Source organism: Arsenicibacter sp. R0_47, assembly GCF_057652235.1.
Genome location: NZ_JBYFCJ010000026.1, coordinates 1 through 23,100, shown reverse-complemented (window position 1 = coordinate 23,100; position 23,100 = coordinate 1). Strand labels below are relative to the sequence as shown.

Sequence of the window (23,100 nt, the reverse complement as noted above, 5' to 3'; positions counted from 1 at the left end):
AAACCCGTATCCGGGCGGCAAAACAGGTGTTCTGCGTCGCCCGGGCAGGGACGTATACAGGTATGCTACACGAGGAGCGTGTAAATCATTGTCAGGACGGAGGCAATGATAGCGAGTACGGCCACTACCAGCACCCGCAGGCTGTTGGTAAACATATTGACAGACCAGAGTTGGGTATCGGTCAGCGGTTCTTTGAATAATCGGTTGGTAATCATGGTTGTACGCAGTTGAGGTTTATTGAATATGCAGTATGTAATCGGCCAGGGCCTTGAGTTCGGGTTCAGATAGTTGGGCAAACCCCGGCATCTGCGGGAAATCAGGGCGTTTTTTGCCTGGTGCTTTCACCCAGTTTTTCAGCCCGTCGGGATTGGTCTTGTAAATGGCCAGCATTTCGGTCATCGGCGGGCCAACCACCTTCACATCTTTGGCATGACAGGCGCTACAGTTCTGCTGAAAGATGGTTTCCCCGCTGACGGTTCCGCCGGCCTGCGCCGTTGCGGGGGCGGCAGCCTGTGCCTGCTCGTGTGCCTGCCGGACCATGTCATTGTATTCGGCCGTGCGTTCGGCCATCAGTTTTTTGTGCGGAGCCAGCGCATTTTCACGGTAGAGGTGCCGGCCGCCCCCCATCACCAGTGTAATCACCAGAGTCATGGCCAGTACTTTGTTAAAATCCCTGTCCAGCAACTCTTCCTGCTTAGCCGTAATGCCTTTCCAGAGCCAGTACAGTACCGGTGTGAGCAGCACAACGCCGCCCAGCAACGTAACAACCAATGTAGTGCTGATGCCTTTGGCAGGTAAGGTCGTGACCAGAATCGGCCCCGCCAGTACCACTTGAAGCGCCAGTGTACCAAAGGCAAGACTGTAGAATCGCTTCCGGACGCTGTAGCGGGTAAGGGTGCTGAACCGGCCTTCGAAAGCGTAGGAAGACCGGCCGAAGTACCAGAACAAAAACAGGCTGGTGATGGCCAGGGTCGACATCATGAAGAAGACATACCGTGGCAAGACGTTTGGCAGCATCAGGGCCGACAGGAACCCGTGGACCGTGCCCCATTTTTCGGGAAACAGCATCAGGTTTACGTTCGTCAGAAAAATAAACGGAATAAAGGCGAACAGCAGGGCGGCCGCACCGATGATCAGCAGGTGCAGCGGTTTGTTGTCGCTTAGTTTTTCCCACGAATACTTATGGGCATAGGTCAGCAGAAACGCGACGATAACCAGCGGAATAATCATAATCCACATCAGGCCGGTTAGGGCATTGGCGGAATAAAAATAGACTGTATACAGGGTATTGATTGCCAGCAGGGGAGCCACACCCAGCACCACTGCCATACTTTTATTGACCGTAACGGTATTGGCAATTTCGTGGGCCAGGGTGTCATACTCCTTGTTTTTCAGTCCCTTGATTTCAAACCAAAGGGTGAGCAGTACACCGCCAACCATCATATCCACAAACAGGATATGGAGCAGAAAGGAAACGATAAGAACACCCACCAGCAACCATTCAGGCAATGGCAGGTCCAGCGGCAGGTCGTGCGGTACGGGCACCTGCAGCAATATAGCGAACGGATTCATGGCAATAAGTTGAGGTTATTTCGACAACGCGAGGTTTTGAGTTGACCGGGCTTTTGGTTCAGCGGCTTTAGCCGACAGCGTCTGGATTTCGTCGGTCGTGGTGGCAATGACGGTGCCCGCCGTCTGCGCTCCTTCGGCTTCCTGCGGATACGTTTGCAGCTGTTTGATATACGCTACCAGGGCACCGAGTTCCTTGTCATTACCGGGAAACGGCGGCATAAAATAACGGGCGTTGTGCATGTTTTTGATGTAGCCTTGCATGGCATCCGCACTAAACGGTTCGCCTTTGCCGCCATACATCCGGTCGAACACCGACACAATTGAGTTGACACCGCTCGTGGTATGGCACCGGCTGCAGGCAATCATAAACACGTCTTTTCCGGCTTCGATCCGGTTGGCTTCCGTAACTTCACGGTGTCTGACATACGTTGCATACGTGAGGATTCCTTCCTGTTTCAGCAGCGGATATTCCTCGACCCGTATCCCGTTGGAGTACATATAACCTCCGATCACGTAGGGTTTGCGGATAAACTCGCGGATTCGTTCAAAGATTCCGGCAAAACCAAACATCACCAGTACGGGGATGATAAAGGCAAGGGACGGAATCCGTTTCGGCCGCCACCAGCCTGCCGCCGCAATCAGGAGCATGATTGTAATAGAGCCAATGATAAACTTGCTGAGCAGGTTATACCACGACTGAAAATCCTGCGTGCCAACGGCTACGGCCATGTTGCCGATCATCAGTGTCGGGATGACGTTGTAGTACCAGGCTGCGGCAGCGATCATAAACGGCGTCCAGAACAGAATCCATTTTGAGATAAACCGCAGGGCCATGTACCGGATTTCTTCGCCTTTGCCGGTGAAGATAATTGTCAGCAGCAGTGAAACGGCGCCGGCCATCATCATTGCCAGTGGCGTACGGAAGGCCAGCTGAGGCAGATAAATGGGGTTGGTGAAGCCTTTCAGCAGCGTGTGATCGCTGAGCCAGTTGCCGGCGTCCATCATAAAACCGAGGATGGCCACAATAATTGACATTGTCAGCCACGAGGCAATGCTGAGATAGGTGCCGAAGCGAATATGGCGGCCTTTCGCTTCTACCGACGCATTCGACTTTTTCCAGTTCAGGAAATAAATCATAATCAGCACTACCTCCGATACAAACACAATCCATTCGGTAAACCAGGCAAAGAAAAAGACCCGGATCAGGCTACCGATTGAGTAGGGGTTAATCAGCGAGGAAGACAGCCAGATACCTACCCCGGTCATGGCGCCGATGGTCGTGGTAATCACAAAACCGACAAACATAATTTTGTAGGCCAGTCTGTCCCAGCGGGCATCATTATGTTTGAAACCCAGCCACTCCATATAGGTTACCAGCGGGATAAACCCCACTGCCAGCGCATGGTTGATCAGGACGTGCAGAATCGCAATTACTGCGATCAGTACGCGATCATTCATGAAGTCTAAATGAAAAATCGGGAAGTCCATATAGGTGAAACGTTACGCACAAATCAATCGATTTGATACGACAAAGGAAGCATACAGACCGCTTCGGGGTAGTACACCAATTACGGTCTGTATGGTACTTTTTACGGATGGGGTGTCAATGCGGCCTTGTTTTTTCGCCCCACGGATAAACCAGTTGTTCCTTAATGGTTTTCGGGAAGTTTTCGACTTCCGGAAAACCCAGCCTGATGTGGCTGTCGTCATACGGCTGGTAGGCTGTCCGGAACAGATAATCCCAGATACTGAGCGAAATTCCGTAATTAATCCCGTTAGGATGGTTGTCGGGCAGATCGTGTACATGATGCCACAGGTGCATCTGCGGGCTGTTAAACAGGAACCGCAGCGGGCCGAGCGGCAGGTTGATATTGGCATGATTGAGGTGACCGATGGCCAGCGTAAACAGGTGAACCAGAAAAAAGTCCTGGATGCCAAAGCCGATCATGGCGAGCGGAATGTACTCGAAAATCCGGTAAATGAATGTTTCCATCCAGTGATACCGCAGGTGGGCGGCAAACCCCATTTCCTCTACGCTGTGGTGCACTTTATGAAACTGCCACATCCACGGTATTTTATGGAGCAGTACATGAACGTTCCACTGCACAAAGTCACGGACAATAAACAGCGTCAGCAGCTGCGCCCACACCGGCCACGACTGAATCTCAAATGCGACCAGATTGCGGATGCCGAACAGTCCCAGAAAATCAGTGAAGGCCTGCACTCCTACATTCGACAGGGCATTGTAGCCGATCAGCGAAAACAGGAAAAAGTTGAAAAACAGATAAAACAGGTCAGTCCAGAAGTCATCCCGGAAAGCTGGCTGGTCTTTGCGCCACGGAAACAGGATTTCGAGTGCCCAGACCGCGAGCGATAGGCCGATGAGCCAGTAGAAGTAATTATGCCAGCCCGGGTACAGGATTTCATTGACGAGGTAGTTGAAATAACCCGCATACCCGTTGGCGAATGCATCGATATAGCGTTGCATGGCTTATTGGGAGATCGGGTTGCCGGCCTGCATCCATCCCTGAATGCCGCCCGACAGGTTATATACTTCCTTGAATCCTTTACGGGCACAGATTTGGGCGGCCTGCGTGCTGCGGCCACCGATGGCACAGTACAGGTAAACCGGCTGGTTTTTATCCAGCTGGTCGAGTTGTTGCTCAAAAGCTGGGCTGGCAAAGTCAATCTGCCGGGCGTTGGCAATCCTGCCCTGACTAACTTCGGCATCGGTCCGGACATCGATCAGTTGTTTGGGTGCGGGCGATTCGATGGCCGTTTTAAAGTCATTGGCCGACAGGTCTTTAACCGGTGCCTGTCCGGAACCACAACTGAGCTGAATCAGACTAATCAGCAGGAAAAAGAGAATACTACGAAGGATGCGCATGGCGTTAGTTTTTTTCTCAAACCTAGCGCCTGTTTGTAGCCCGTTCCGTGACAAGAGTCACAAAGCTGGTCTGAACGAGGGCTGACAATAGAAAACCCCGTCGCTACGAGGCAACGGGGCTTATCTTCTACCGACCCTGTTTTTTAAACTTTCTTTCGGGCAATGAGCCGGATGACGCAGGCAGACCCGCTATGAAACGGCCCTTCGTTCAGGTCAGTGTAACGTTCGTCAATCTGCAGGATGTCCAGTTCCTTGAAATCATCCAGTAGCTCGGTCCGGTTAAAGAGCATATCGGCCTGTTGCGGTCCGCCCGACGAATTGCCGAGCTGCTCCTTATGGAAGGCTTCCAGCACGAGATATCCCGACGGTTTCAGCCAGCTGACCAGCCGTTTGTGAAACTGCTGCCGCAGGGCAGGTGGCTGGTGGACGTATATCAGCCCGATCATGTCATAGATATTGGGCTGACCATCAAAGTTCTGAAGCGTTGCGATGTCGTATTGAATGGTGGTGCAGGCTCCGCCGGCCAGCGCCAGTGCTTTGGCCTTTGCGGCCTCGCTGAAGTCAAAGGCATCGACGGTCCAGCCCCGGAGGGCGGCATAGACCGCATTCCGGCCTTCGCCTTCGGCCGGCAGCAACAACCGCCCCGCCGGCAGTTTGTCGATGCACTCTTTAAAAAAGACATTGGGTTTGGTCCCGTAGGCATAGGTCGGGTTGCTATAGCGGGTTTCCCAGAATTCGTTCATTGTACACAAGTTGAGGTGGGCAAAAATGGACCAGCCGTTAATGAATTTCTTCATACGGGATATCCTGATGGGCTTCGTCCGGTTTCACCGAACGGCGGGGTGCCGGAACACCGCAGCCACCGGCCGCACAGCCGACATTCAGGATGGCCTGCATCAGAAATAATCCGCCGAGAATACCGAGCATCGGCTGCTGATCAACAACGGCACTCCACATCACCAGACCACCCGCCACCAGCCGGATAATCCGCATTACATCCCAGTTTTTCAGATCAATCATAATCGTTATTATTCAGAAAAGTAATCCCAATGGTAAAGCCGGCATCAACTTATCCAGCCTCAGCCCATCGCTAAAACATCGTTTCCTTAACAATGATATAAACGCCCATTACCAGTACAAACCAGCCGAATGCCCGTTTCAGCTTTTCGCCGGCAATGAATTTTGAGAGGTAAGAGCCAACGAAAATACCGGCGACTGACAAGGCCGTAAATTCGAGCAGGAACGTCCAGTCAACGGCCATGTTGGACAGGTCACCGAGGAATCCGATCAGCGATTTGGCGGCGATTATAAGCAGTGATGTACCGACTGCCATTTTCATCGGCAGACGTGCCAGCAGTACCAGTGCCGGAATAATCAGGAAGCCGCCACCGGCACCAACGAAGCCGGTCAGCGTACCGACGAGTGCCCCTTCCAGCGCAATCAGCGGGAGGTTAAATGTAACAGGACCTTCGGTTTTAGCCGCTTCCCCTTTTTTATCACGGATCATGGAAAACGATGCCGCCAGCATGATCAGCGCGAAAAAAATCATGATTGTCACGCTTTTACTCATTACAAATGAGCCGCTGCTGAAGACCGGATCCGGAATGGCCGGCACAACGTATTTCCGTGTCAGAAAAACTGCCAGAAACGACGGAATCGAAAACACCAGCGCGGCTTTATAATTAACCTGCTGTTTGCGCATATAATTGACCGAACCTACCAGCGAGGTAGTACCGACGACAAACAGCGAATAGGCCGTTGACATCACCGGATTAATCCCTAACAGATAAACCAGAACGGGCAGGGTCAGGATGCTGCCCCCTCCGCCGATCAGCCCCAGACTGACCCCGATCAGGATCGATGCGGAAAAACCTACTATCTCAATTGTATTCATGATCTGCCGTATTTTTTAGCAAATCACGCCATCTACAAGGCCCTTTTCCGTGATAATTGTTACACAGAGCCCGTTTCTTTGCCAGTTACCGCAATTTGTGGGCGCGGTTGGTCCGGATGCCGAAGGGCAGGTACAGCGGGCAGGTGCTGATCAGGCTTGTGAGCAGCAGGATACCGGCGGCGACAAAACCAACGATGTTCCAGACGCCGGTCAGAACGTCGGCGGCAGACAAACTGATCAGGAGTACGGCCAGCGCGATGCGTATGTAGCGGTCGGCGGCCCCAATGTTCTTTTTCATGGCTACTTTTTTTGTCTCCAAGGAAGCAGTATCCGGGAAAAAACTCTGTGACAATTATCACAAGAACCGGCTAATTTTCATCATACATTCGTCGTTTTGGTATATTGATCACCTTAACATCTCCTTACTAACCCTGATTTATTATGCGTACTCTCTTTTTTAGTCTGTTGGGCCTGCTGATGGCCCTGTCGATCAGCGCTACGGCCCAGTCGGCGTTCAATGGGGCGGAAGCCACGAAGAAAAAATACTATGCTGTGTATCAGTTAAATTCTGATGATGAAGCAAAGATCAAGGCAACCCTTAAAAATATGCAGAATGCCTTATCGGATCCACGCCTGAAAGACAAGCTGGAGCTGGAACTGGTTGTGCACGGGGGAGGAGTCGCGGCTTTTAAAAAAGGCAGCGCGTTTGAGCAGACGCTGATGGATATGCAGAAGCAGGGTGTGTTGCTGGTACAGTGTGAGAACACGTTGCGGGAACGCAAAATCAGTAAGGACGAGCTGTATCCGTTTATTTCGTTTACGCCGAGCGGTAACGGGGAGCTGATCATCCGCCAGCAGCAGGGCTGGACGTATGTACACCCGTAAAAAAATATCAGCGCAGGAAAACAAGTCCCTGCGCTGAATACCTACCCTGAGTGTATGTAAGCCACTTTTTCCGCAAAAAGTAATGTCTATGAGTGCGCTTTAGCCTCATCAGGCTTATAGCTGACAAAAATATTTATCCAGGTACGGCGAGCCAGCCGGAAAAAAAACGGGGTCAGAATAATGAGCGCCGGTACCAGACCGATCAGATAATACGTCAGGTCAATATCAAGCAGTACGTTAAAAAGTACAAACGTGCTGATAATAAAGGCCACGTAAAATGCGTAACTAACATACATCGCCCCAAAGAAAAAGCCGGGTTCCGGTTCGAACCGGAGATCACAGTGGCTGCAGTGCGTATGCATTTTGTCGAATCGTTTCAGGTCGTAGGCACTGTTGCTGACGAAGAAGTCACCTTCCTGACAACGAGGACATTTATTAAACAGAATGCTATATAGTTTGGTCCCCTTTAACATGGCGCTGGTTCATTTAGTGGTGAAGAAAAACCCGTGGGCTTTTCGATTGAAACAAAGGTAACTACTCCATAAACGGGAATATGTGATTTTTGTCACACTACCCGGAGTTCGGTAGTTTTTTTCTGATTGTCGCTTTTCCGATAGATGAAACGCATATAAACGTAATGAACATGAAACGACGCACTGCCCTTAAAAGTCTTTCAATGGCTTTTGGCGGACTGGTTAGCCTGCCTGCATGGGCTACGCAATGGACACCCGAATCCATTGGTGCCAGCGCCAATACGACCGCTGCGAACGAGGCTTTACTGGCCGAAATTGTAGAAACAATTATTCCTGAAACGACGACGCCGGGCGCAAAAACACTCAACGTTCACCGCTTTGTTCAACGCATGATTAACGATTGTTACGGCGAACCTGTTCAGCAAACCTTTCAGCAGGGCTTACTGAAAACCGACGAACTGGCGCAACAGGCTTATGGCAAGGCATTTACGGCCTGCGATAAGAAGCAGCGTACTGATCTGTTGCTGAAAATGGCCGCGTCGGCTGAACCGGCCGAAAAACAGTTTGCCGACCTTGTTAAGGGACTGACCATCCGTGGTTACACTAACTCCGAGTACTACATGGTTAATGTCCTTAAATACAACATGGCTCCCGGCTATTTCCACGGCTGTGTGCCGGTTAGTTCGCTGACGCCGGTAAGTGCCAAATAATCCATCAACAATCGTTCAATCTTCGCAATTCATGGCTTTTCTGAATATAGATTCTGTTAAAGACCGGACCTTCGACGCTATCGTGATCGGATCCGGTATCAGTGGTGGGTGGGCCGCCAAGGAGCTGACCGACAAAAAGCTGAAAACGCTCCTGCTCGAACGTGGCCGCGATGTCCGGCACGTCACAGATTATCCGACGACGATGATGTCGCCCTGGGAGTTTGAGCTCCTGAACCAGCTGCCGAAAGCCTATAAAGACGCTAACCCGATTGCCAGCCGGTGCTACGCGCTGAACGAAGATACTACCCACTTTTTCGTCAAAGACGCTGACCACCCGTACATTCAGGACAAACCGTTTGACTGGATTCGCGGCTATCACGTTGGCGGCAAGTCGCTGATGTGGGCACGCGGGACGCAGCGTTGGTCGCAGTATGATTTTGAAGGACCGGCCCGTGATGGCTTTGCCGTTGAATGGCCGATCGGCTACCAGGATATTGCGCCATGGTACAGCCATGTCGAAAAATTTGCCGGTATTTCCGGTAACCGCGACGGGCTGGCGCAACTGCCGGACGGCGAGTTCCTGCCGCCACACGAGCAGACGTGTGTGGAGAAGCACTTCACTACGCAGATGAGCAAGCTCTACAAAAATACACGGCCGGTGGTCATCGGCCGGTGCGCGCACCTGACCAAACCGCAGCCGATTCACCTGAAGCAGGGGCGGGGGCAGTGTCAGCACCGGAACCTGTGTCAGCGCGGTTGCCCGTATGGCGGCTATTTCAGCAGTAATTCATCGACCATTCCGTGGGCGCTGAATTCAGGCAACCTGACGTTGCGGCCGCATTCGGTGGTGCATTCGATTATTTACGACGAAGCGAAAGGGAAAGCTACCGGTGTGCGGGTAGTCGATGCAAACACGAAGCAAATGACGGAATACTACGCCCGGATCATTTTTGTGAATGCCGCGACCATAAATACCAACCTGATCCTGCTCAACTCAACCTCGCGGCGTTTCCCGAACGGACTGGGCAACGACAACGGCCTGTTGGGTAAATTCGTGGCGTTCCACAACTTCCGGACCACGATTTCGGGCGAATACGAAGGCTATCAGGACATGACCACGGATGGCATCCGGCCCAATGGCAGTTATATTCCGCGTTTCCGGAATGTATTCAAACAAGAAACCGACTTCCTGCGGGGCTATGCGGCGGGTTTCGGGGCTACCCGCATAACCTATAATGACACGGCGGGGATCGGCGAAGACCTGAAAACCAGCCTGAATGCAAAAAAATACGGCAACTGGCGGGTTGGGTCCCACATGATGGGCGAGACCATTCCAAAGGAGTCAAACTTTGTGACGCTCGACAAAACGCAGGTAGATGCCTGGGGAGTGCCGCTCATCCGGACCAACGTGGGGTACGACGACAACGATGAGAAGATGATTAAGGATTTCCACGAGCAGCTGACGGAAATGTACACGGCGGCGGGCTTCAAAAACATCCAGACGCACGACAAACCTGATAAGGCGCCAGGACTCGATATTCACGAAATGGGCGGTGCCCGGATGGGAAAAGACCCGAAAACGTCGATGCTCAACAAATGGAATCAGTTCCATAACTGCAAAAATGTATTCGTTACGGATGGTGCCTGCATGACCAGCAACTCTACCCAGAACCCGTCGCTGACCTTTATGGCCATCACGGCCCGTGCGGCCAATTATGCCGCCAGCGAATTCCGGAAGGGGAATCTGTAATGATCTGATATAAAGCGAAAAGGGGAGCATCAGCCGATGCTCCCCTTTTCGCTTTATTAAAGCACGATTACGCTTTTTTCAGCGTCGACGGACAAACAAAATCGGTGGTGGTAAACCGGCCGGTTTTCTGGATGGCGCCGAAACCGCCGTCAATGTCGATCAGGTTATCGTAGCCACGTGATTTAAGGATCGACGCGGCCATCATCGACCGGTAGCCGCCGGCGCAGTGGATGTACATGGTTTCGTCTTTAGGGAATTCGGCCATCAGTTCGCTGATGTAGTCGAGCGGCAGGCTCTTTGCGCCGTCGATGTGTTCGGCCGCGAATTCGCCGGGCTTCCGGACATCAATCACCGTAACCGGGCCTTGTTCCATGCGGTCGGCCAGTTCACCGGCCGGGATAGACGTAATCGTATCGACCTCCATACCACTGGCTGCCCATGCCGGGAAGCCGCCTTCGAGGTACCCCAATACCTGGTCATAGCCGACGCGGGCCAGCCGCGTCAATGTCTCTTCTACTTTTTCGGGTTCACACACCAGCAGCAGTTCCTGCCGTACGTCGGGAATCAGGGCACCTACCCACGGCGCAAACTGCCCGCCCAGGCCGATGTTGATCGAATTCGGAATAAATCCTTTGGCAAACGTCTGCGCACCCCGCACGTCGAGGACCACCGCGCCGGTTTCGTTCGCGGCTGCCTCGAAGGCTTCCGGACTCAGCGGCTGCGCCCCGCGGCTCAGGACCGTGTCGATGCTTTCGTAACCTTCCTTGTTCAGCATCACGTTCTGCGGGAAGTATTTCGGCGGGGCCAGCAGGCCGTCCGTCACTTCGTTAATGAACTCGTCGCGGGTCATATCAGCCCGCAGCGCATAGTTAAACAGCTTCTGGTTGCCCAGCGTATCGGTGGTTTCCTTACTCATGTTTTTGCCACAGGCCGAGCCGGCACCGTGGGCCGGATAGACGGTCACGTTATCAGGCAGAGTCATGATTTTAGTGCGCAGTGAATCGAACAGGTAACCGGCCAGATCGTTCATGGTCAGGTCTGATTTCTGGGCCAGGTCGGGCCGGCCTACGTCGCCGATGAACAGCGTATCGCCGCTGAACAGGGCTTTTTCCTGTCCGTTCTCGTCGATCAGCAGGTAGCAGGTCGATTCCATCGTGTGCCCCGGCGTGTGCAGGACGCGGATTTTCACCTTGCCCAGCGGCAGCTCTTCGCCGTCGGTTGCAATGTGTGCCGCAAAACCGGTTCTGGCGTTGGGGCCATACACGATAGGTGCTCCGGTCTGCTTCGCCAGATCGAGGTGACCCGACACAAAATCAGCGTGGAAGTGCGTTTCCAGTACGTATTTGATGGTAGCGCCTTCTTTAGCCGCTTTCTCAATGTAGGGTTTCACTTCGCGCAGGGGGTCGATAATCGCTACTTCACCGGCTGATTCAATGTAATAGGCTCCCTGGGCCAGACAGCCCGTATAGATTTGTTCGATTTTCATCGTAATGTCGAATTAAAGGTTGACGCTTTTCAAATTGATAGGCAAATCAACTACGTTTCGTTTGTTGGTTCCGTGATAATTGTTACATAATCAGGGAGGTACTATAAAATTTCAATCTTATTGCGTGACAGTTTTACGTAGCCGATCTTCTCCATCTGTTTCAGCAGGCGGGAGATTACCTCGCGGGAGGTGGCCAGTTCGTTGGCAATTTCTTCGTGGGTGATCTGAAGCACGGCACACTGGCAGCTCTGGGCTTTCTTTTTCAGATAAGCCAGCAGCCGCTCATCGAGCTTCTGGAACGCAATGCTGTCGATGGTGGCAATCATATCGTCGAAGCGCCGCTGGTAGGTCTTGAACACAAACTGCTTCCAGGTCGGAAAGCGGCAGATCCACTCTTCGACCTTTTCAACCGGTATAGCGATCAGGCGCGTTTTCTCTTCCGCTACGGCCACAATTTCACTTTGCTTCTTCTCCAGACAGCAGGTCAGCGACATGGCGCAGGAATCGAGGCCGCCGAGGTAATACAGCAGGGCTTCCCGTCCTTCGAGGTCAGGGCGCATGATTTTGACCGACCCGCTGAGCAGAATCGGCACCGAACGGATATAACTGCCTGGCCGGATCAGGTAGGCTCCTTCGTCTATTTCCTGATAAATGCCGACGCGGGCGATTTCGTCGATCAGAGCGGGCTCAAATCGCCCGGTCAACCCGTCAAGTAAGGACCGATTCATAAGCGCTGATACTGGATGATGAATGCTTGATAGTACATAGTCGAGGCCGGATGCCCGATACCGCCATCTGGTGAGAAACGGGAAAGAGGGTTCATAAAGTTCTGTTGGTTAAAATTGAGTTAAATTGCCCGGTCTCCGGATAGGGAGCAGGGTTTGCCCTGTTATACAAACAGCGAATAAAATGAGTTAGGGCAGACCGTTCCGTGATAAATATCACATGACCTGCTCACCGAAAAAGAAGTACTGTATCGGGGTTAAAAGTAAGCTGTTTCGCCCTTATGATGTAGGTACAAGTGTCTATCGAATATGTAAAATAGACGACAAATTCGTAACTTTTAGGACCGAACGTCGAATCATGTGATGTATTTTGGAAAAAATTGACTTTTGCCTGATTCTTTCTGTCAGAATGACGCAAAGCCGGTAGAGGTCTCTTCATTAACTCAATTACCTATGAATTTAATACGTGCTGCCTTACGCAAACCGATTACCATTCTGGTGGTCGTCATGAGTTTGTTTTTCTTCGGTATCAAAGCGGTCCGTACCATTAAGATTGACATTTTCCCGAACCTCGACCTGCCGGTTATTTACATCTCCCAGCCGTTCGGCGGTTATACGCCCAATCAGATGGAGTCGTTTTTCGGCAAGCAGTATGTGAACCTGCTGCTCTATGTATCGGGGGTAAAAAGCATTGAAACGAAGAACATTCAGGGGCTTACGCTGCTGAAACTGACGTTTTATGAGGGAACTAACATGGCACAGGCGGCGGCCGAGGTGTCGGCTTACTCCAACCGGGCGCAGGCCATCTTTCCGCCCGGGTCGCAGCCGCCGTTTATTCTCCGGTTCGATGCCTCAACGCTGCCGGTCGGCCAGCTCGTGCTGAGCAGTCCGAAGCGAACCAACAACGAACTACAGGACATGGCCAACGTCTATGTCCGGTCCGGTTTCAGTGCGATTCCGGGCCTTGTGGCTCCTGCGCCGTTCGGGGGTAACTCACGTACGGTGGTCATTAAAGTCGATCCGGAACTGCTGCGTTCGCACAACCTGACCCCCGATCAGCTCGTGGCGGCGCTGCGGATCAACAACACGGCAACCCCCGCCGGTAACGTCCGGGTCGGCGATCTGAACTACTTTACGCCGGCCAATACAACGGTTAAAAACATAGAAGACTTCGGCAAAATCCCGCTTTATACCGGAACGGTACAGAACCTCTACCTGAAAGATGTGGCCACGATTGAAGACGGGGCCGACATTACCCAGGGCTACGTACTCGTCAACGGCAAGCGTTCGGTTTACCTGCCGATTACGAAGTCGGCCGATGCCTCGACCTGGGAAGTGGTGCAGAACCTGAAAGCAGCCATCCCGAAATTTCAGGCGCTGCTGCCCGAAGACGTAACCCTGACCTATACCTTTGACCAGTCGGTATATGTGATCAATGCCGTCGAAAGTCTGATGACGGAAGGGGCCATCGGAGCGATTCTGACCGGTTTAATGGTCCTGCTTTTCCTCGGCGACGCACGGGGGGCGCTGATTGTTATCATTACGATTCCGACCTGTATCATTTCGGGCGTTCTGTTCCTGTCGCTGTTCGGGCAAACGATCAATATCATGACCCTCAGCGGCCTGTCGCTCGCCATCGGGATTCTGGTGGATGAATCGACGGTAACGATTGAGAATATACACCAGCATCTGGCCATGGGCAAGCCCAAAGCCCTGGCGATCTGGGATGCCTGTCAGGAAATTGCCTTTTCAAAGCTGCTGATTCTGTTCTGTATTCTGGCAGTCTTTGCCCCGGCGTTTACCATGACAGGGATTCCGGGGGCGCTGTTCCTGCCGCTGGCGCTTGCCATTGGCTTTTCGATGATTACCTCGTATCTGATGTCGCAGACGCTGGTGCCGGTACTGGCCAACTGGATGATGAAAGGCCATAGCCACGGTCCGGAAACCGGTAAAAAACAGGGCGGTGCCAACGGCCATCTGCTGCACGCCGGACTGAAGGATGGCCGGTCGGCCCACGATGAGCTGCTGGATCAGAAAGAGCTGCTGGCCAACCGGCTCGATATGGACGGCGACGGCAAAATTAGCCTGTTTGAGCGGTTTCGCGGCCGGTTTATGCGGTTTATGGAGCGCATGCTGCCCTACCGCCGCGCCATTGTTCTGGTATACATTGCCGGCGCACTCGCACTGGCCGGTTTTCTGTTATCCATCATCGGACAGGATGTATTGCCCAAGGTAGAGTCGCCGCAGTTCCAGGTAAGGCTCCGGTCTCCGGACGGAACACGGCTGGAAAAAACCGAGAAAACCATGCTCAGCGCCATCGGCGTGTTGCAACAACTGGCGGGTAAGGAAAATATCGAAATTTCATCGGCGATGGTGGGGATGCACGGTTCGCAGTTCTCAACCAGCCCGATTTACCTGTTTATGGCCGGACCGCAGGAGGGTGTGTTGCAGGTCAGTCTAAAAGAAAGCTATGAAGGCGATATGGACCTGCTGAAAGACCAGTTCAGGGGAAAAATGAAACAGCTGCTGCCGGATGTCAGGATGTCGTTTGAACCCATTGAGCTGACGGATAAAATCCTGAGTCAGGGGTCGCCGACGCCGATTGAGGTGCGGTTGCTGGGTAAAAATAAACAGCAAAACGAGGAATATGCCAACAAGGTCATTGCCCGGCTACAGAAAATCCCGTACCTGCGGGACGTACAGATCGGCCAGTCGACCAAATACCCGACCATCGACGTCACGATTGACCGCGAACGGGCCGCACAGCTGGGAACCGATATTTCGGCCATCTCACGGTCGCTGATCGCCTCCACCTCGTCGTCGCGGTTTACGGAAAAAAGCGTCTGGATTGATCCGAAATCCGGTCAGAGCTATAGCGTGCAGGTGCAGATTCCGGAGAGTAAAATGGCCAGTGTGAGCGATCTGGGCGAGATTCCGGTCCTGCCGAACGCCAACCGGCCGGTGCTGAGCGATGTGGCTACCCTGCGGACAGGGACCACCTACGGCGAAAACGATAACGTGGGGGCTATTCCGGTACTTTCGGTTACGGCCAACCTGCACGAAATCGACCTCGGCACTGCTACCCGCGATGTACAGAAAGCGATTGATTCGCTCGGTGAACTGCCGCGTGGCCTTACCATTAAGGTTCAGGGGCTGACACAGGTGCTGACGGAGACACTGGATAGCCTGCAAACGGGTCTGATCACGGCCATTATCGTGATTTTCCTGATGCTGGCGGCTAACTTCCAGTCGTTTAAGGTTTCGCTGGTCGTATTATGTACTGTTCCGGCCGTACTGGTTGGGTCATTGTCCCTGCTGCTGCTGACCGGCTCAACACTGAACCTGCAATCGTACATGGGTATGATTATGTCGGTCGGGGTATCGATCTCCAACGCCGTCCTGATGATTACCAACGCCGAGGAACTGCGGTTACGGAACGGCAATGCCCTGCTGTCGGCTAAAGAAGCAGCATCGGTGCGGTTACGGCCGATTATCATGACCAGCGTGGCGATGATTGTCGGGATGATTCCGATGGCGAGCGGCCTGGGCGAAGGCGGTTCGCAGACCGCGCCGCTGGGTCGTGCGGTGATTGGCGGGCTGATTGCCTCTACCTTTGCGGCGCTGTATATTTTACCGTTGGCCTTCGCGTGGGTGCAGGCTAAAACAACCACCCAGTCTGTATCACTGGATCCTGAAGACAAAGAAAGTAAGTTTTATATTCCTTCATCGTATGATTCGGCTAATTAATCGATCGTTTTATGGCCTGATGGCTGTGGGGAGCTGTTTAGTAATCGGTACGACCGTATTATCCGGTTGCCATACCTCAGAAAGTAAGGCAGAAGCCACCGAAACGGTCGAAGCGCCGGCAACCACCGAAGTGTTTGCCCTGACGAAAGGCAAGCTGACGACCGAACTGCACGTGCCGGGCGAGCTGGTAGCGTTCCGGGATGTTGATATTTATGCACGGGTGACGGGCTACATCAAGGCGCTGTATGCCGACATCGGCAGTGAAGTACGGCAGGGACAGTTGCTGGCCCTTGCCGAAGCGCCGGAACTGAGTGCACAGGTGGCCTCGGCAGAGTCGCGGCTGAAAGCGCAGGAAGCGGTTTCGATTGCCAGCAAAGCCAATTATGAGCGGATTCTGGAGGCCAGCAAAATGTCGGGAGCGGTGTCTAAAAACGACGTCGATCAGGCGCTGGCGAAGCGGAACGCCGATCTGGCCCAGCTCGATGCCGCCCGCTCATCCTACCGTGAAGTAGCCGACCTGCGGAAATACTTGGAAATCCGGGCCCCGTTCAGCGGCGTTATCAGCGCACGGAACGCCAGCACGGGTGCCTATATCGGGCCGGCCGGAAAGGGCTCGGAGTTCCCGCTTTTTGTCCTGACCGAGCAGCAAAAGCTACGTCTGGTCATTTCGGTGCCGGAAGCCTACACCGGTTATGTGGAGCCGAACGACGGCGTATCGTTTACCGTGAAGGCGTTCCCCGACAAAAAGTTTTCGGGGCAGGTGAAGCGACAGGCAGGGGCCCTCGACAAGCGTCTGCGGTCGGAGCGGGTCGAGGTCGATGTGATGAATCCCGACAAAAAGCTGTTGCCGGGCATGATTGCCGAAGTTACGTTGCCGTTGCCGACGCGGGGCAGCACGTTTATCGTTCCTAAAACGGCGGTGATCAATGCAACAACGGGTTTGTTTGTAATCCGTGTGGTCAACAAAAAAGCCGAATGGGTGCCTGTCCGGAAGGGCCTGGAGGCCAGCGATAAGGCCGAAGTGTTCGGCGAATTGCACGAAAATGACCAGCTGGTCATGACGGCCACCGAAGAAATACGGGACGGCAGCGTGGTGACTGTAAAATAATGGTTGTGCCGTACTGATTCGAATGGTAGTGCGTTCATGGGTGGTAAAGCTGGTTTTTGCCCGTGAACGCACTACTTATTTTATGTTTGATACCGGCTTTTTCTGAATTAGTATGCTGAAGCTAACAAGGGGAATGCCTGGCCTACTTTATGCCGCTCCTCAGCATGGTCGTGATTAGCCTGATTGCCGGCCATGATATAGCGAACGGAGATAGGTTGGTCATGTTAATCACTGCATAATTGGTAAAAGTGTAATAGATGCTCAAATCAAGCGTGATAATAATAACACATATGATGAAAATGGTGCAGTTCCCGCTCTAATTCCGGAAATCTTTGTCGTAGGGCAGTTGCCGGGATGCCTTACGCATAATAGTAGTGACAATCGAACCGGTATTGCTGCCAAAACCACGGGAAAGTGTTTTGTCGTATTTCCAGAGCAATTCGCCGTTTTTTCCATCGTTTATGCTTATCATCATTTTGCCGGTGTTGGTAGCCCCGCCGAAACCAACCACCATACTCATAGCCAAAGCTGCGCCATTTGACATAGGTTGGGTGCTTTCAAAAGTACCCGAAACAATGCCATCAACGCCCAGAAATCGGGCTAATTCTTCGGGGGTAAAGCCACTTTGCGTTTCGTAGGTAATACCATTTCGTTCAAGCAGGGAATTAGTACGACTAGGGTCCTGCACGTCAATTGACAAGTCATTTGATTCTTTGCGTTTCAGGAAGTATGAATGCATAGCACTCTGCACATCCAATCCTTCCCGTTTTTCCAATACGGCCACTCCGGCCGGGCCACCATTTTTTTCAACTTCTTTGGGACGCAACTGTAGCCTTGTTTTGAAGGGCAAAATTGCCAGAACCTTATGATTCTGAGCAATAGTTTTAAATCTGGGGTTCGTATAAATTTCCCGGGTTTGAGCCAGGCAGAGTAGGGTAATAAACTGGAAACCGATGATAAAAGCTACTGACTTCATTGGAAAGAAAGGTTATAAACTATTGATCTTATGATAAACTAGCTGATTTCAGGACATGCATCCTGTCAGACTTACTTCGGGGTGCTTATGGGCTGGGTTGACATGACTCTGGCGCCGTTGAGGTTGAGCGTTTCAGGACTGATAGTCATTCGTTTCAGGTCTGGTTTGGACGATAGAAACACGGTATTCTCGAAGGAGAGGGCTTGGCTTCTGGTATCAATAAACTCCGCCCTGGTGTCGAACAGGGCTTCGCTGAAGGATGCATCAGTTAAGGTTGCGTTGCTGAAATCGACTGCGTTATAAAACCGACAATTGGCAAAACTGCTTCGGCCCGACAATTCAGCATAATTGAACGTCAACAAGCCATGGCTACTGCTGAGCGAAAAATCCAGATTACCCCGAAACTCAGTCAGGTTAAACTGGGCATCGCCCATGAAACGGCTGTTCTGGAAATAAACTACTCCCGCCCATTTCGTTTGCCAGAACATAGCCATCCGGTCAAACACCACGTTTTGGAACCGGGCTTCTGTGGCGAACAGGGCATGGTCGAAGTAAGCTTCTGCCGAAAATCTGGCTCCCTCAAAGGATACGGGCCGGTTAAACTGGCAACCTGCAAAACTGCCAATCCCCATCACCGCCATCGATTGAAACTGTGTCTGGTTGTTGAACCGGCAATTAATAAATGTCAGGTTGCGTCCAAAGTGACACAAAATCGTAGTGTCGCCCTGCTGCCGGAAAGCCAGTAAGCGTCCGTTGAACGTACAGTTGCGGAAAAACAACGGCGATTCGATCCAGACACGGCTTTGGTTGGCCGTTTCAGGCGATGCAGGCAAGCGGGTAAAATCTAAGTCATCGGCAAACGTAACGTTCTCTACCAGCACTGGTTGGTGATCAACTATTTGTCCAAGTACCTGCCGGGCTGTGACAGGCTGGCGGTTTTGACCTGTAGTCGAACAGGCTGTACTGCTAATCGAGAGCAGTAGTACCCAGAGTTTACCGACTAACCATCTGTATGGCACTGGCTGGATAGTTACGGGTATACTCCTTAAGTTTTTGGTCAAAACCTCCATTACGCTGTTGTTGACGCAGAAAATCGACAATTTCTTCGGGCGAATAGGCATTAGGGGTGGTGGCTGAGACGGCGGTTTGGAAACGGCGCGCAGCTTTATCGCCAAACGTCAGTGGATTTTTGAATGAGAATTCCGGTGTTGAATTTCCTGAACTTACACGGGCGGCATAGCCGTTGCGGAACACAATCGGATATTGAGTCGTATAAAAATAGTTGTCGCTAGGGTTGGCATCATTCAACGTATTTTCAAAATCCACCAGCAAAGCAAGGTAGTAGGAGCCGTTGAGTGTGGGCCTCATTGAGTAGTTGATGGTTACCCCATTGTCATTGCCAAACAACTGTCGTGACAGACTACTGCCCGACGGTATAGGTATGTTGCTGTTACAGTTGCCGTTGTTGTCACATTGGGAACTGTTATAGGCTAAGTTTCTGGACGTGAACGTCTGCTGGAACAAAATGCCGTAATCGTTGGCATTGTAGGCGTTATAGTATGCATAATAGATTTTCCAGGCAGTACTGGTGGATGCGGTGGTTCTGCCGATGTTATAGATGTTGAAGGCGACCGTCCTGCCCTGTGGGTTGCCGGTTTGTTGGTATATTGAGAAATCATTAAAAACCCAGGCCACCAGATCTATACCCGTCGGGGCATTGGGCGTTGGGGTTGTGTTGCCCTGCGGTTTGGTGGTATTATCGACCATTACCATCAGGTTTTTTTTGCCGCCTCCACTGTCCTGGGCGAAGTTGTTGATCAGAAAATTATAGTCGATCCAGATGAATCCTTTACTGCCCCAGCCAGTTCCCCATGAGTTGACCACTTTAAACGCGCCGTTGGCTCCCTTGCGGTCATCGTAACCAACGATGGTCAGGGCATGGTACGCGTCCCGGCCTACGTTTGTATAGGTGGTGTTAGATGACAGCACGTTGTCGGTCTTCCAGGTTTTGAAATTATCGGACAGCTTTGCGCCCAGAATTACGGGCACTTTGTTGGCTAATTGTTGCTTGATGCTAGTGACACTGGGCTCGATGGTACGGTAGCTTTTGATTCTGTGTTTAGCGGCTTCTGCAGCCCATGCCGGGTTAAGATTGGCCCTGCTGCAATCGCCAAGGTTGCTGTACGGCACAGTTCCGAGAGTAGCCGCTCCGCGCTGCTGCAGCACATCAAGGTTAGCCGTGAAGTTGCTGCCATTACATTTTTCGCCTTTTTGGTTATCAGGAACGGCCGTAAACAGATCGCGGGGGCTGATCTGGTAGCCAGGGTTACTAAGTTGGGCGGTTGTATAGCCGCTGGAGAGTGCCTCAAGCGCGGTTTTGGTATAATAGCCTACTGCCCAGGCAACGCAGGTGCCGTACGGGTCCTGAAAGCCTACCGGGGGTAGATAGGCACTCAGATCAACCGATACAGGCAGGGAATTAGAGGAGGAAAAGCCAAAATTGGTTGACCCCGGCACTGTACTCAGGTTATCGGTGCCCAACCAGCCGAGGCTGTAATCGGTCGTAGAGGGACTGGGGTCCGGCGTGCCTTTCTCTTTACAGCCGGACATAGCTGCAAAAAGCAACAGGCTAATCAATACATAAACGTTTCTGCGATCTGTAGCCGGTAACGGCATTCTGGCGGAAAATTGGTTTACTTTCATTGGATAATTGTCGGATTGAAGGCTTGGTATGAACTTACAGATGCGATCTTGAAACCTTGGCTTATTGCAGAGAATCTGTTATTGCTTTTTCAAGTCGCTAAACTTTCCATACACTGACAGCGTGTACTTACCAATACCACTGGTGGCCGACCCTGGCGTGACGGTTATCTTATAGACCCCTTTATTGACTACGTTGAGCAAATAGTCATAGTTAGTGGGAACCGTAAATTTGTCCACCTGAGTACCATTCGGATTAATGAGGGCTGCACTGCCCACGATATCCGGCGAGCGCAGGCTGATATCGAGCGCTGTATTATCTTCTGTCACGGTCAGGGTATAGGTTATAACCCCATTTTTACCGACGTAGCTGTCTGTCTGGACAATTGAGTCGAATATAGACTGCTTCAGGTTTTTCACCTTCCCGAAAATATCTAATGTGTACGTGCCGATAGCATCGCGTGTACCTGTGCCAATATACAGGCCATAAGTGCCCTTATTAAGTGGCTTAGTAAAATAACGGGGCGATCCAACGGGTAAAAGGCCAAATGTATAATCAGCCTCGGCACCGGCAGGATTACGCAAATTCAACCAAATACTGATGTTTGCCGGGGCTACATTAATATCTGTAACAGTGTTATCGTCAGTTACCTCAAACGTGTAATAGTGATTTCGTGGCGAAATGGGAAAGCGATTACCAATACCCCCTCCACCGCCTTCTGAACCAAAGCTAACGCTGGTTGCCTGAACACGGTCGATAGGCCGCAGCGTAAATTCAGAGGCAATATTGCGCCCGGCCAGCCGAAACGTGCCGACGTCATAACGCTGACCCGTGTAGACCATGACGCTGTATGTACCGGCGTTGACTGTCTGATCCAGTACAACCGATCGGCCGGTACCCCGATTAACTACCCGATTTCCAAGCGAATCATATAGGCTAACCCCAACGTTAACATCAGAAGAAGTGAGCGTCAGCGAAATCGGCTGATTGTTGGTCGCTACTTTAAATGAGTAAAACTTGTTACGTGGCGTGTAGTCAGTGCCTCCACTAGTACCTTCGGCGGCTGTCCAGCTTCCGGTAATGACACGAACAGCCGGAACTGTGGCCATAACCGACACATCCTGAGACACAGCAGGCCAAACACCATCGGCAATGGTCAGACTCAGAACATACGCACCCGCCATGTCGGCGGTAAACAGGGAAACCGCTGACGTGGTATTGGCAAGTACAGCATTGCTACCCGCTGGCTTCGTCTTAATAGCCCAGACATATGTAAGTTTATCTCCGTCAGGATCGCTGGATTTGCTCGCATCAATGGACGCTTGTTGTCCTGTCTCGACCGTCATAGCTGTTACCAGACTGATAACGGGGGGCTTACCCGGCAAGGTTACGGATGGTACAGATTCGGCAGTTTTCTTGCAGCTTACAAAGGCAAGACATGACATCGTCAGCCAGATCAGGAAAAAAAATCTCCCCTGCGTTATCCGGAGACAATAAACGGGGATGCACTTGATTGTATCGATTTGTTTCATAGAAGTAGATATAATCGGAAAGCGCGGCAAAGACACACTACTGGCAATAAAGCAACGCGTGTCAATAGGCTGGCTTTGCGGGCTCCTGCCTGATAGTGGTGCTCTGTTATCTTGATAGGTAATAGCCAACCCCAAGGCCAAACGTTCTGTTTTTAAGGGTATACTTGATCACATTTACGGTTGGGTTAATATTGGCTAGGCCGAGGTTATAGAACAGATTCAGGGTAAGGCCTGAGGACATATCATACCATGCTGAAGCGCGTAGTCCAAAGTCGGTTGTTATTGCAAAATCCTTTTGGCCACTGCCGATTTTCATCTCGGATGATCCGGTTTTCCCACTTAGCGCATACGCGAAATAAGCTCCGCCTCCCAACATTAATTGCCCGTTTGAGGTAGGTATTTTGTACAATACGTCAAACGGTACTTCCAGATAGTTAATCTTAACGGATGACACATTGGCATTGGTTAGCGTACAGCCTTTACCTGAATACAATAGTTGTGGACGAAGCTCTAGTGAAGGACTGAGTGGTATATTGAGGATTAAACCAGCCTGAAAGCCTAAAATCCCTTTAGTAGTGTGAGGTGGTCCGGTTTAGCGGCACACTGAACTTGCAAGTTTAGTATAATACTCCTGCTCAAACTGTTCAGGGCTTT

At 51.8% G+C, this 23,100-nt stretch carries 22 protein-coding genes; 5 read left to right on the top strand and 17 right to left on the bottom strand.

The genetic code is table 11. The annotated features are described in order from the left end of the window. Window positions 1–65: 65 nt before the first annotated feature. From AC23NW_RS28225 to AC23NW_RS28185, 9 genes are all read right to left on the bottom strand, one after another. Complete coding sequence (locus AC23NW_RS28225) at window positions 66–215, bottom strand: hypothetical protein (protein WP_487453774.1); 150 nt, start codon at window positions 213–215, stop codon at window positions 66–68. Window positions 216–234: 19 nt separating this feature from the next. After that, window positions 235–1,572: a c-type cytochrome gene (locus AC23NW_RS28220; RefSeq protein WP_487453772.1), complete on the bottom strand. Its 1,338-nt coding sequence runs from the start codon at window positions 1,570–1,572 to the stop codon at window positions 235–237. A gap of 15 nt (window positions 1,573–1,587) precedes the next feature. After that, a complete protein-coding gene (locus AC23NW_RS28215; RefSeq protein WP_487453771.1) occupies window positions 1,588–3,030 on the bottom strand; it encodes a cytochrome c in 1,443 nt (480 codons plus the stop codon). A gap of 145 nt (window positions 3,031–3,175) precedes the next feature. Further along, entirely contained in the window at window positions 3,176–4,060 is an 885-nt protein-coding gene (locus AC23NW_RS28210; RefSeq protein WP_487453770.1) for a sterol desaturase family protein, read from the bottom strand. Window positions 4,061–4,063: 3 nt separating this feature from the next. Then, window positions 4,064–4,459 (bottom strand): rhodanese-like domain-containing protein, encoded by a 396-nt coding sequence (locus AC23NW_RS28205; protein ID WP_487453769.1) that lies wholly within the window; start codon window positions 4,457–4,459, stop codon window positions 4,064–4,066. A 143-nt stretch (window positions 4,460–4,602) separates the two neighbouring features. Beyond that, the gene (locus tag AC23NW_RS28200) at window positions 4,603–5,202 is read right to left on the bottom strand and encodes a class I SAM-dependent methyltransferase (RefSeq protein WP_487453768.1); all 600 of its coding nucleotides are present in this window, start codon (window positions 5,200–5,202) and stop codon (window positions 4,603–4,605) included. A 37-nt stretch (window positions 5,203–5,239) separates the two neighbouring features. Beyond that, the gene (locus AC23NW_RS28195) at window positions 5,240–5,479 is read right to left on the bottom strand and encodes a hypothetical protein (RefSeq protein WP_487453766.1); all 240 of its coding nucleotides are present in this window, start codon (window positions 5,477–5,479) and stop codon (window positions 5,240–5,242) included. A 70-nt stretch (window positions 5,480–5,549) separates the two neighbouring features. Then, window positions 5,550–6,353 (bottom strand): sulfite exporter TauE/SafE family protein, encoded by an 804-nt coding sequence (locus AC23NW_RS28190; RefSeq protein WP_487453764.1) that lies wholly within the window; start codon window positions 6,351–6,353, stop codon window positions 5,550–5,552. 85 nt (window positions 6,354–6,438) lie between these two features. Next, on the bottom strand, window positions 6,439–6,651 hold the full coding sequence (locus tag AC23NW_RS28185) for a YgaP family membrane protein (protein WP_293839893.1): 213 nt from the start codon (window positions 6,649–6,651) through the stop codon (window positions 6,439–6,441). 143 nt (window positions 6,652–6,794) lie between these two features. Here AC23NW_RS28185 and AC23NW_RS28180 point away from each other — a divergent pair, with 143 nt between their 5' ends. Next, window positions 6,795–7,238: a DsrE family protein gene (locus tag AC23NW_RS28180; RefSeq protein ID WP_487453762.1), complete on the top strand. Its 444-nt coding sequence runs from the start codon at window positions 6,795–6,797 to the stop codon at window positions 7,236–7,238. Window positions 7,239–7,324: 86 nt separating this feature from the next. Here AC23NW_RS28180 and AC23NW_RS28175 read toward each other — a convergent pair whose 3' ends face one another. Next, entirely contained in the window at window positions 7,325–7,711 is a 387-nt protein-coding gene (locus AC23NW_RS28175; protein ID WP_293839889.1) for a DUF983 domain-containing protein, read from the bottom strand. A 170-nt stretch (window positions 7,712–7,881) separates the two neighbouring features. Between AC23NW_RS28175 and AC23NW_RS28170 the strand changes: the two genes are divergently transcribed. Both AC23NW_RS28170 and AC23NW_RS28165 read left to right on the top strand, forming a co-directional pair. After that, window positions 7,882–8,421 carry a gluconate 2-dehydrogenase subunit 3 family protein gene (locus AC23NW_RS28170; RefSeq protein ID WP_487453761.1) on the top strand — a complete coding sequence of 180 codons (540 nt, stop codon included), beginning with the start codon at window positions 7,882–7,884 and terminating at the stop codon, window positions 8,419–8,421. 31 nt (window positions 8,422–8,452) lie between these two features. After that, window positions 8,453–10,171, top strand: coding sequence for a GMC oxidoreductase (locus tag AC23NW_RS28165; RefSeq protein ID WP_487453759.1), 1,719 nt, complete (start codon window positions 8,453–8,455; stop codon window positions 10,169–10,171). Window positions 10,172–10,238: 67 nt separating this feature from the next. Here the strand turns inward: AC23NW_RS28165 and AC23NW_RS28160 are convergent, their stop codons facing one another. Both AC23NW_RS28160 and AC23NW_RS28155 read right to left on the bottom strand, forming a co-directional pair. Further along, entirely contained in the window at window positions 10,239–11,657 is a 1,419-nt protein-coding gene (locus AC23NW_RS28160) for an MBL fold metallo-hydrolase (RefSeq protein ID WP_487453757.1), read from the bottom strand. 101 nt (window positions 11,658–11,758) lie between these two features. Next, window positions 11,759–12,385, bottom strand: a complete 627-nt coding sequence (locus AC23NW_RS28155; RefSeq protein WP_293839881.1) for a Crp/Fnr family transcriptional regulator — start codon at window positions 12,383–12,385, stop codon at window positions 11,759–11,761. Window positions 12,386–12,835: 450 nt separating this feature from the next. Between AC23NW_RS28155 and AC23NW_RS28150 the strand changes: the two genes are divergently transcribed. Both AC23NW_RS28150 and AC23NW_RS28145 read left to right on the top strand, forming a co-directional pair. Further along, window positions 12,836–16,129 carry an efflux RND transporter permease subunit gene (locus tag AC23NW_RS28150; protein WP_487453755.1) on the top strand — a complete coding sequence of 1,098 codons (3,294 nt, stop codon included), beginning with the start codon at window positions 12,836–12,838 and terminating at the stop codon, window positions 16,127–16,129. Next, window positions 16,113–17,237, top strand: coding sequence for an efflux RND transporter periplasmic adaptor subunit (locus tag AC23NW_RS28145; RefSeq protein ID WP_487453753.1), 1,125 nt, complete (start codon window positions 16,113–16,115; stop codon window positions 17,235–17,237). Before AC23NW_RS28150 ends, AC23NW_RS28145 begins: the two co-directional genes overlap by 17 nt. A gap of 316 nt (window positions 17,238–17,553) precedes the next feature. Here AC23NW_RS28145 and AC23NW_RS28140 read toward each other — a convergent pair whose 3' ends face one another. The 5 genes from AC23NW_RS28140 to AC23NW_RS28120 all read right to left on the bottom strand — a co-directional run bounded on the left by AC23NW_RS28140 (window position 17,554) and on the right by AC23NW_RS28120 (window position 23,011). Next, window positions 17,554–18,213, bottom strand: coding sequence for a hypothetical protein (locus AC23NW_RS28140; RefSeq protein ID WP_487453752.1), 660 nt, complete (start codon window positions 18,211–18,213; stop codon window positions 17,554–17,556). A gap of 71 nt (window positions 18,214–18,284) precedes the next feature. Continuing rightward, window positions 18,285–19,232, bottom strand: a complete 948-nt coding sequence (locus AC23NW_RS28135) for a pentapeptide repeat-containing protein (RefSeq protein WP_487453750.1) — start codon at window positions 19,230–19,232, stop codon at window positions 18,285–18,287. Beyond that, complete coding sequence (locus tag AC23NW_RS28130; RefSeq protein ID WP_487453749.1) at window positions 19,207–20,823, bottom strand: C1 family peptidase; 1,617 nt, start codon at window positions 20,821–20,823, stop codon at window positions 19,207–19,209. Before AC23NW_RS28130 ends, AC23NW_RS28135 begins: the two co-directional genes overlap by 26 nt. Before the next feature lie 171 nt (window positions 20,824–20,994). Continuing rightward, window positions 20,995–22,446 carry a PKD domain-containing protein gene (locus AC23NW_RS28125; protein WP_487453747.1) on the bottom strand — a complete coding sequence of 484 codons (1,452 nt, stop codon included), beginning with the start codon at window positions 22,444–22,446 and terminating at the stop codon, window positions 20,995–20,997. 106 nt (window positions 22,447–22,552) lie between these two features. Next, on the bottom strand, window positions 22,553–23,011 hold the full coding sequence (locus tag AC23NW_RS28120) for an outer membrane beta-barrel protein (protein ID WP_487453856.1): 459 nt from the start codon (window positions 23,009–23,011) through the stop codon (window positions 22,553–22,555). Between the last annotated feature and the right edge of the window lie 89 nt (window positions 23,012–23,100).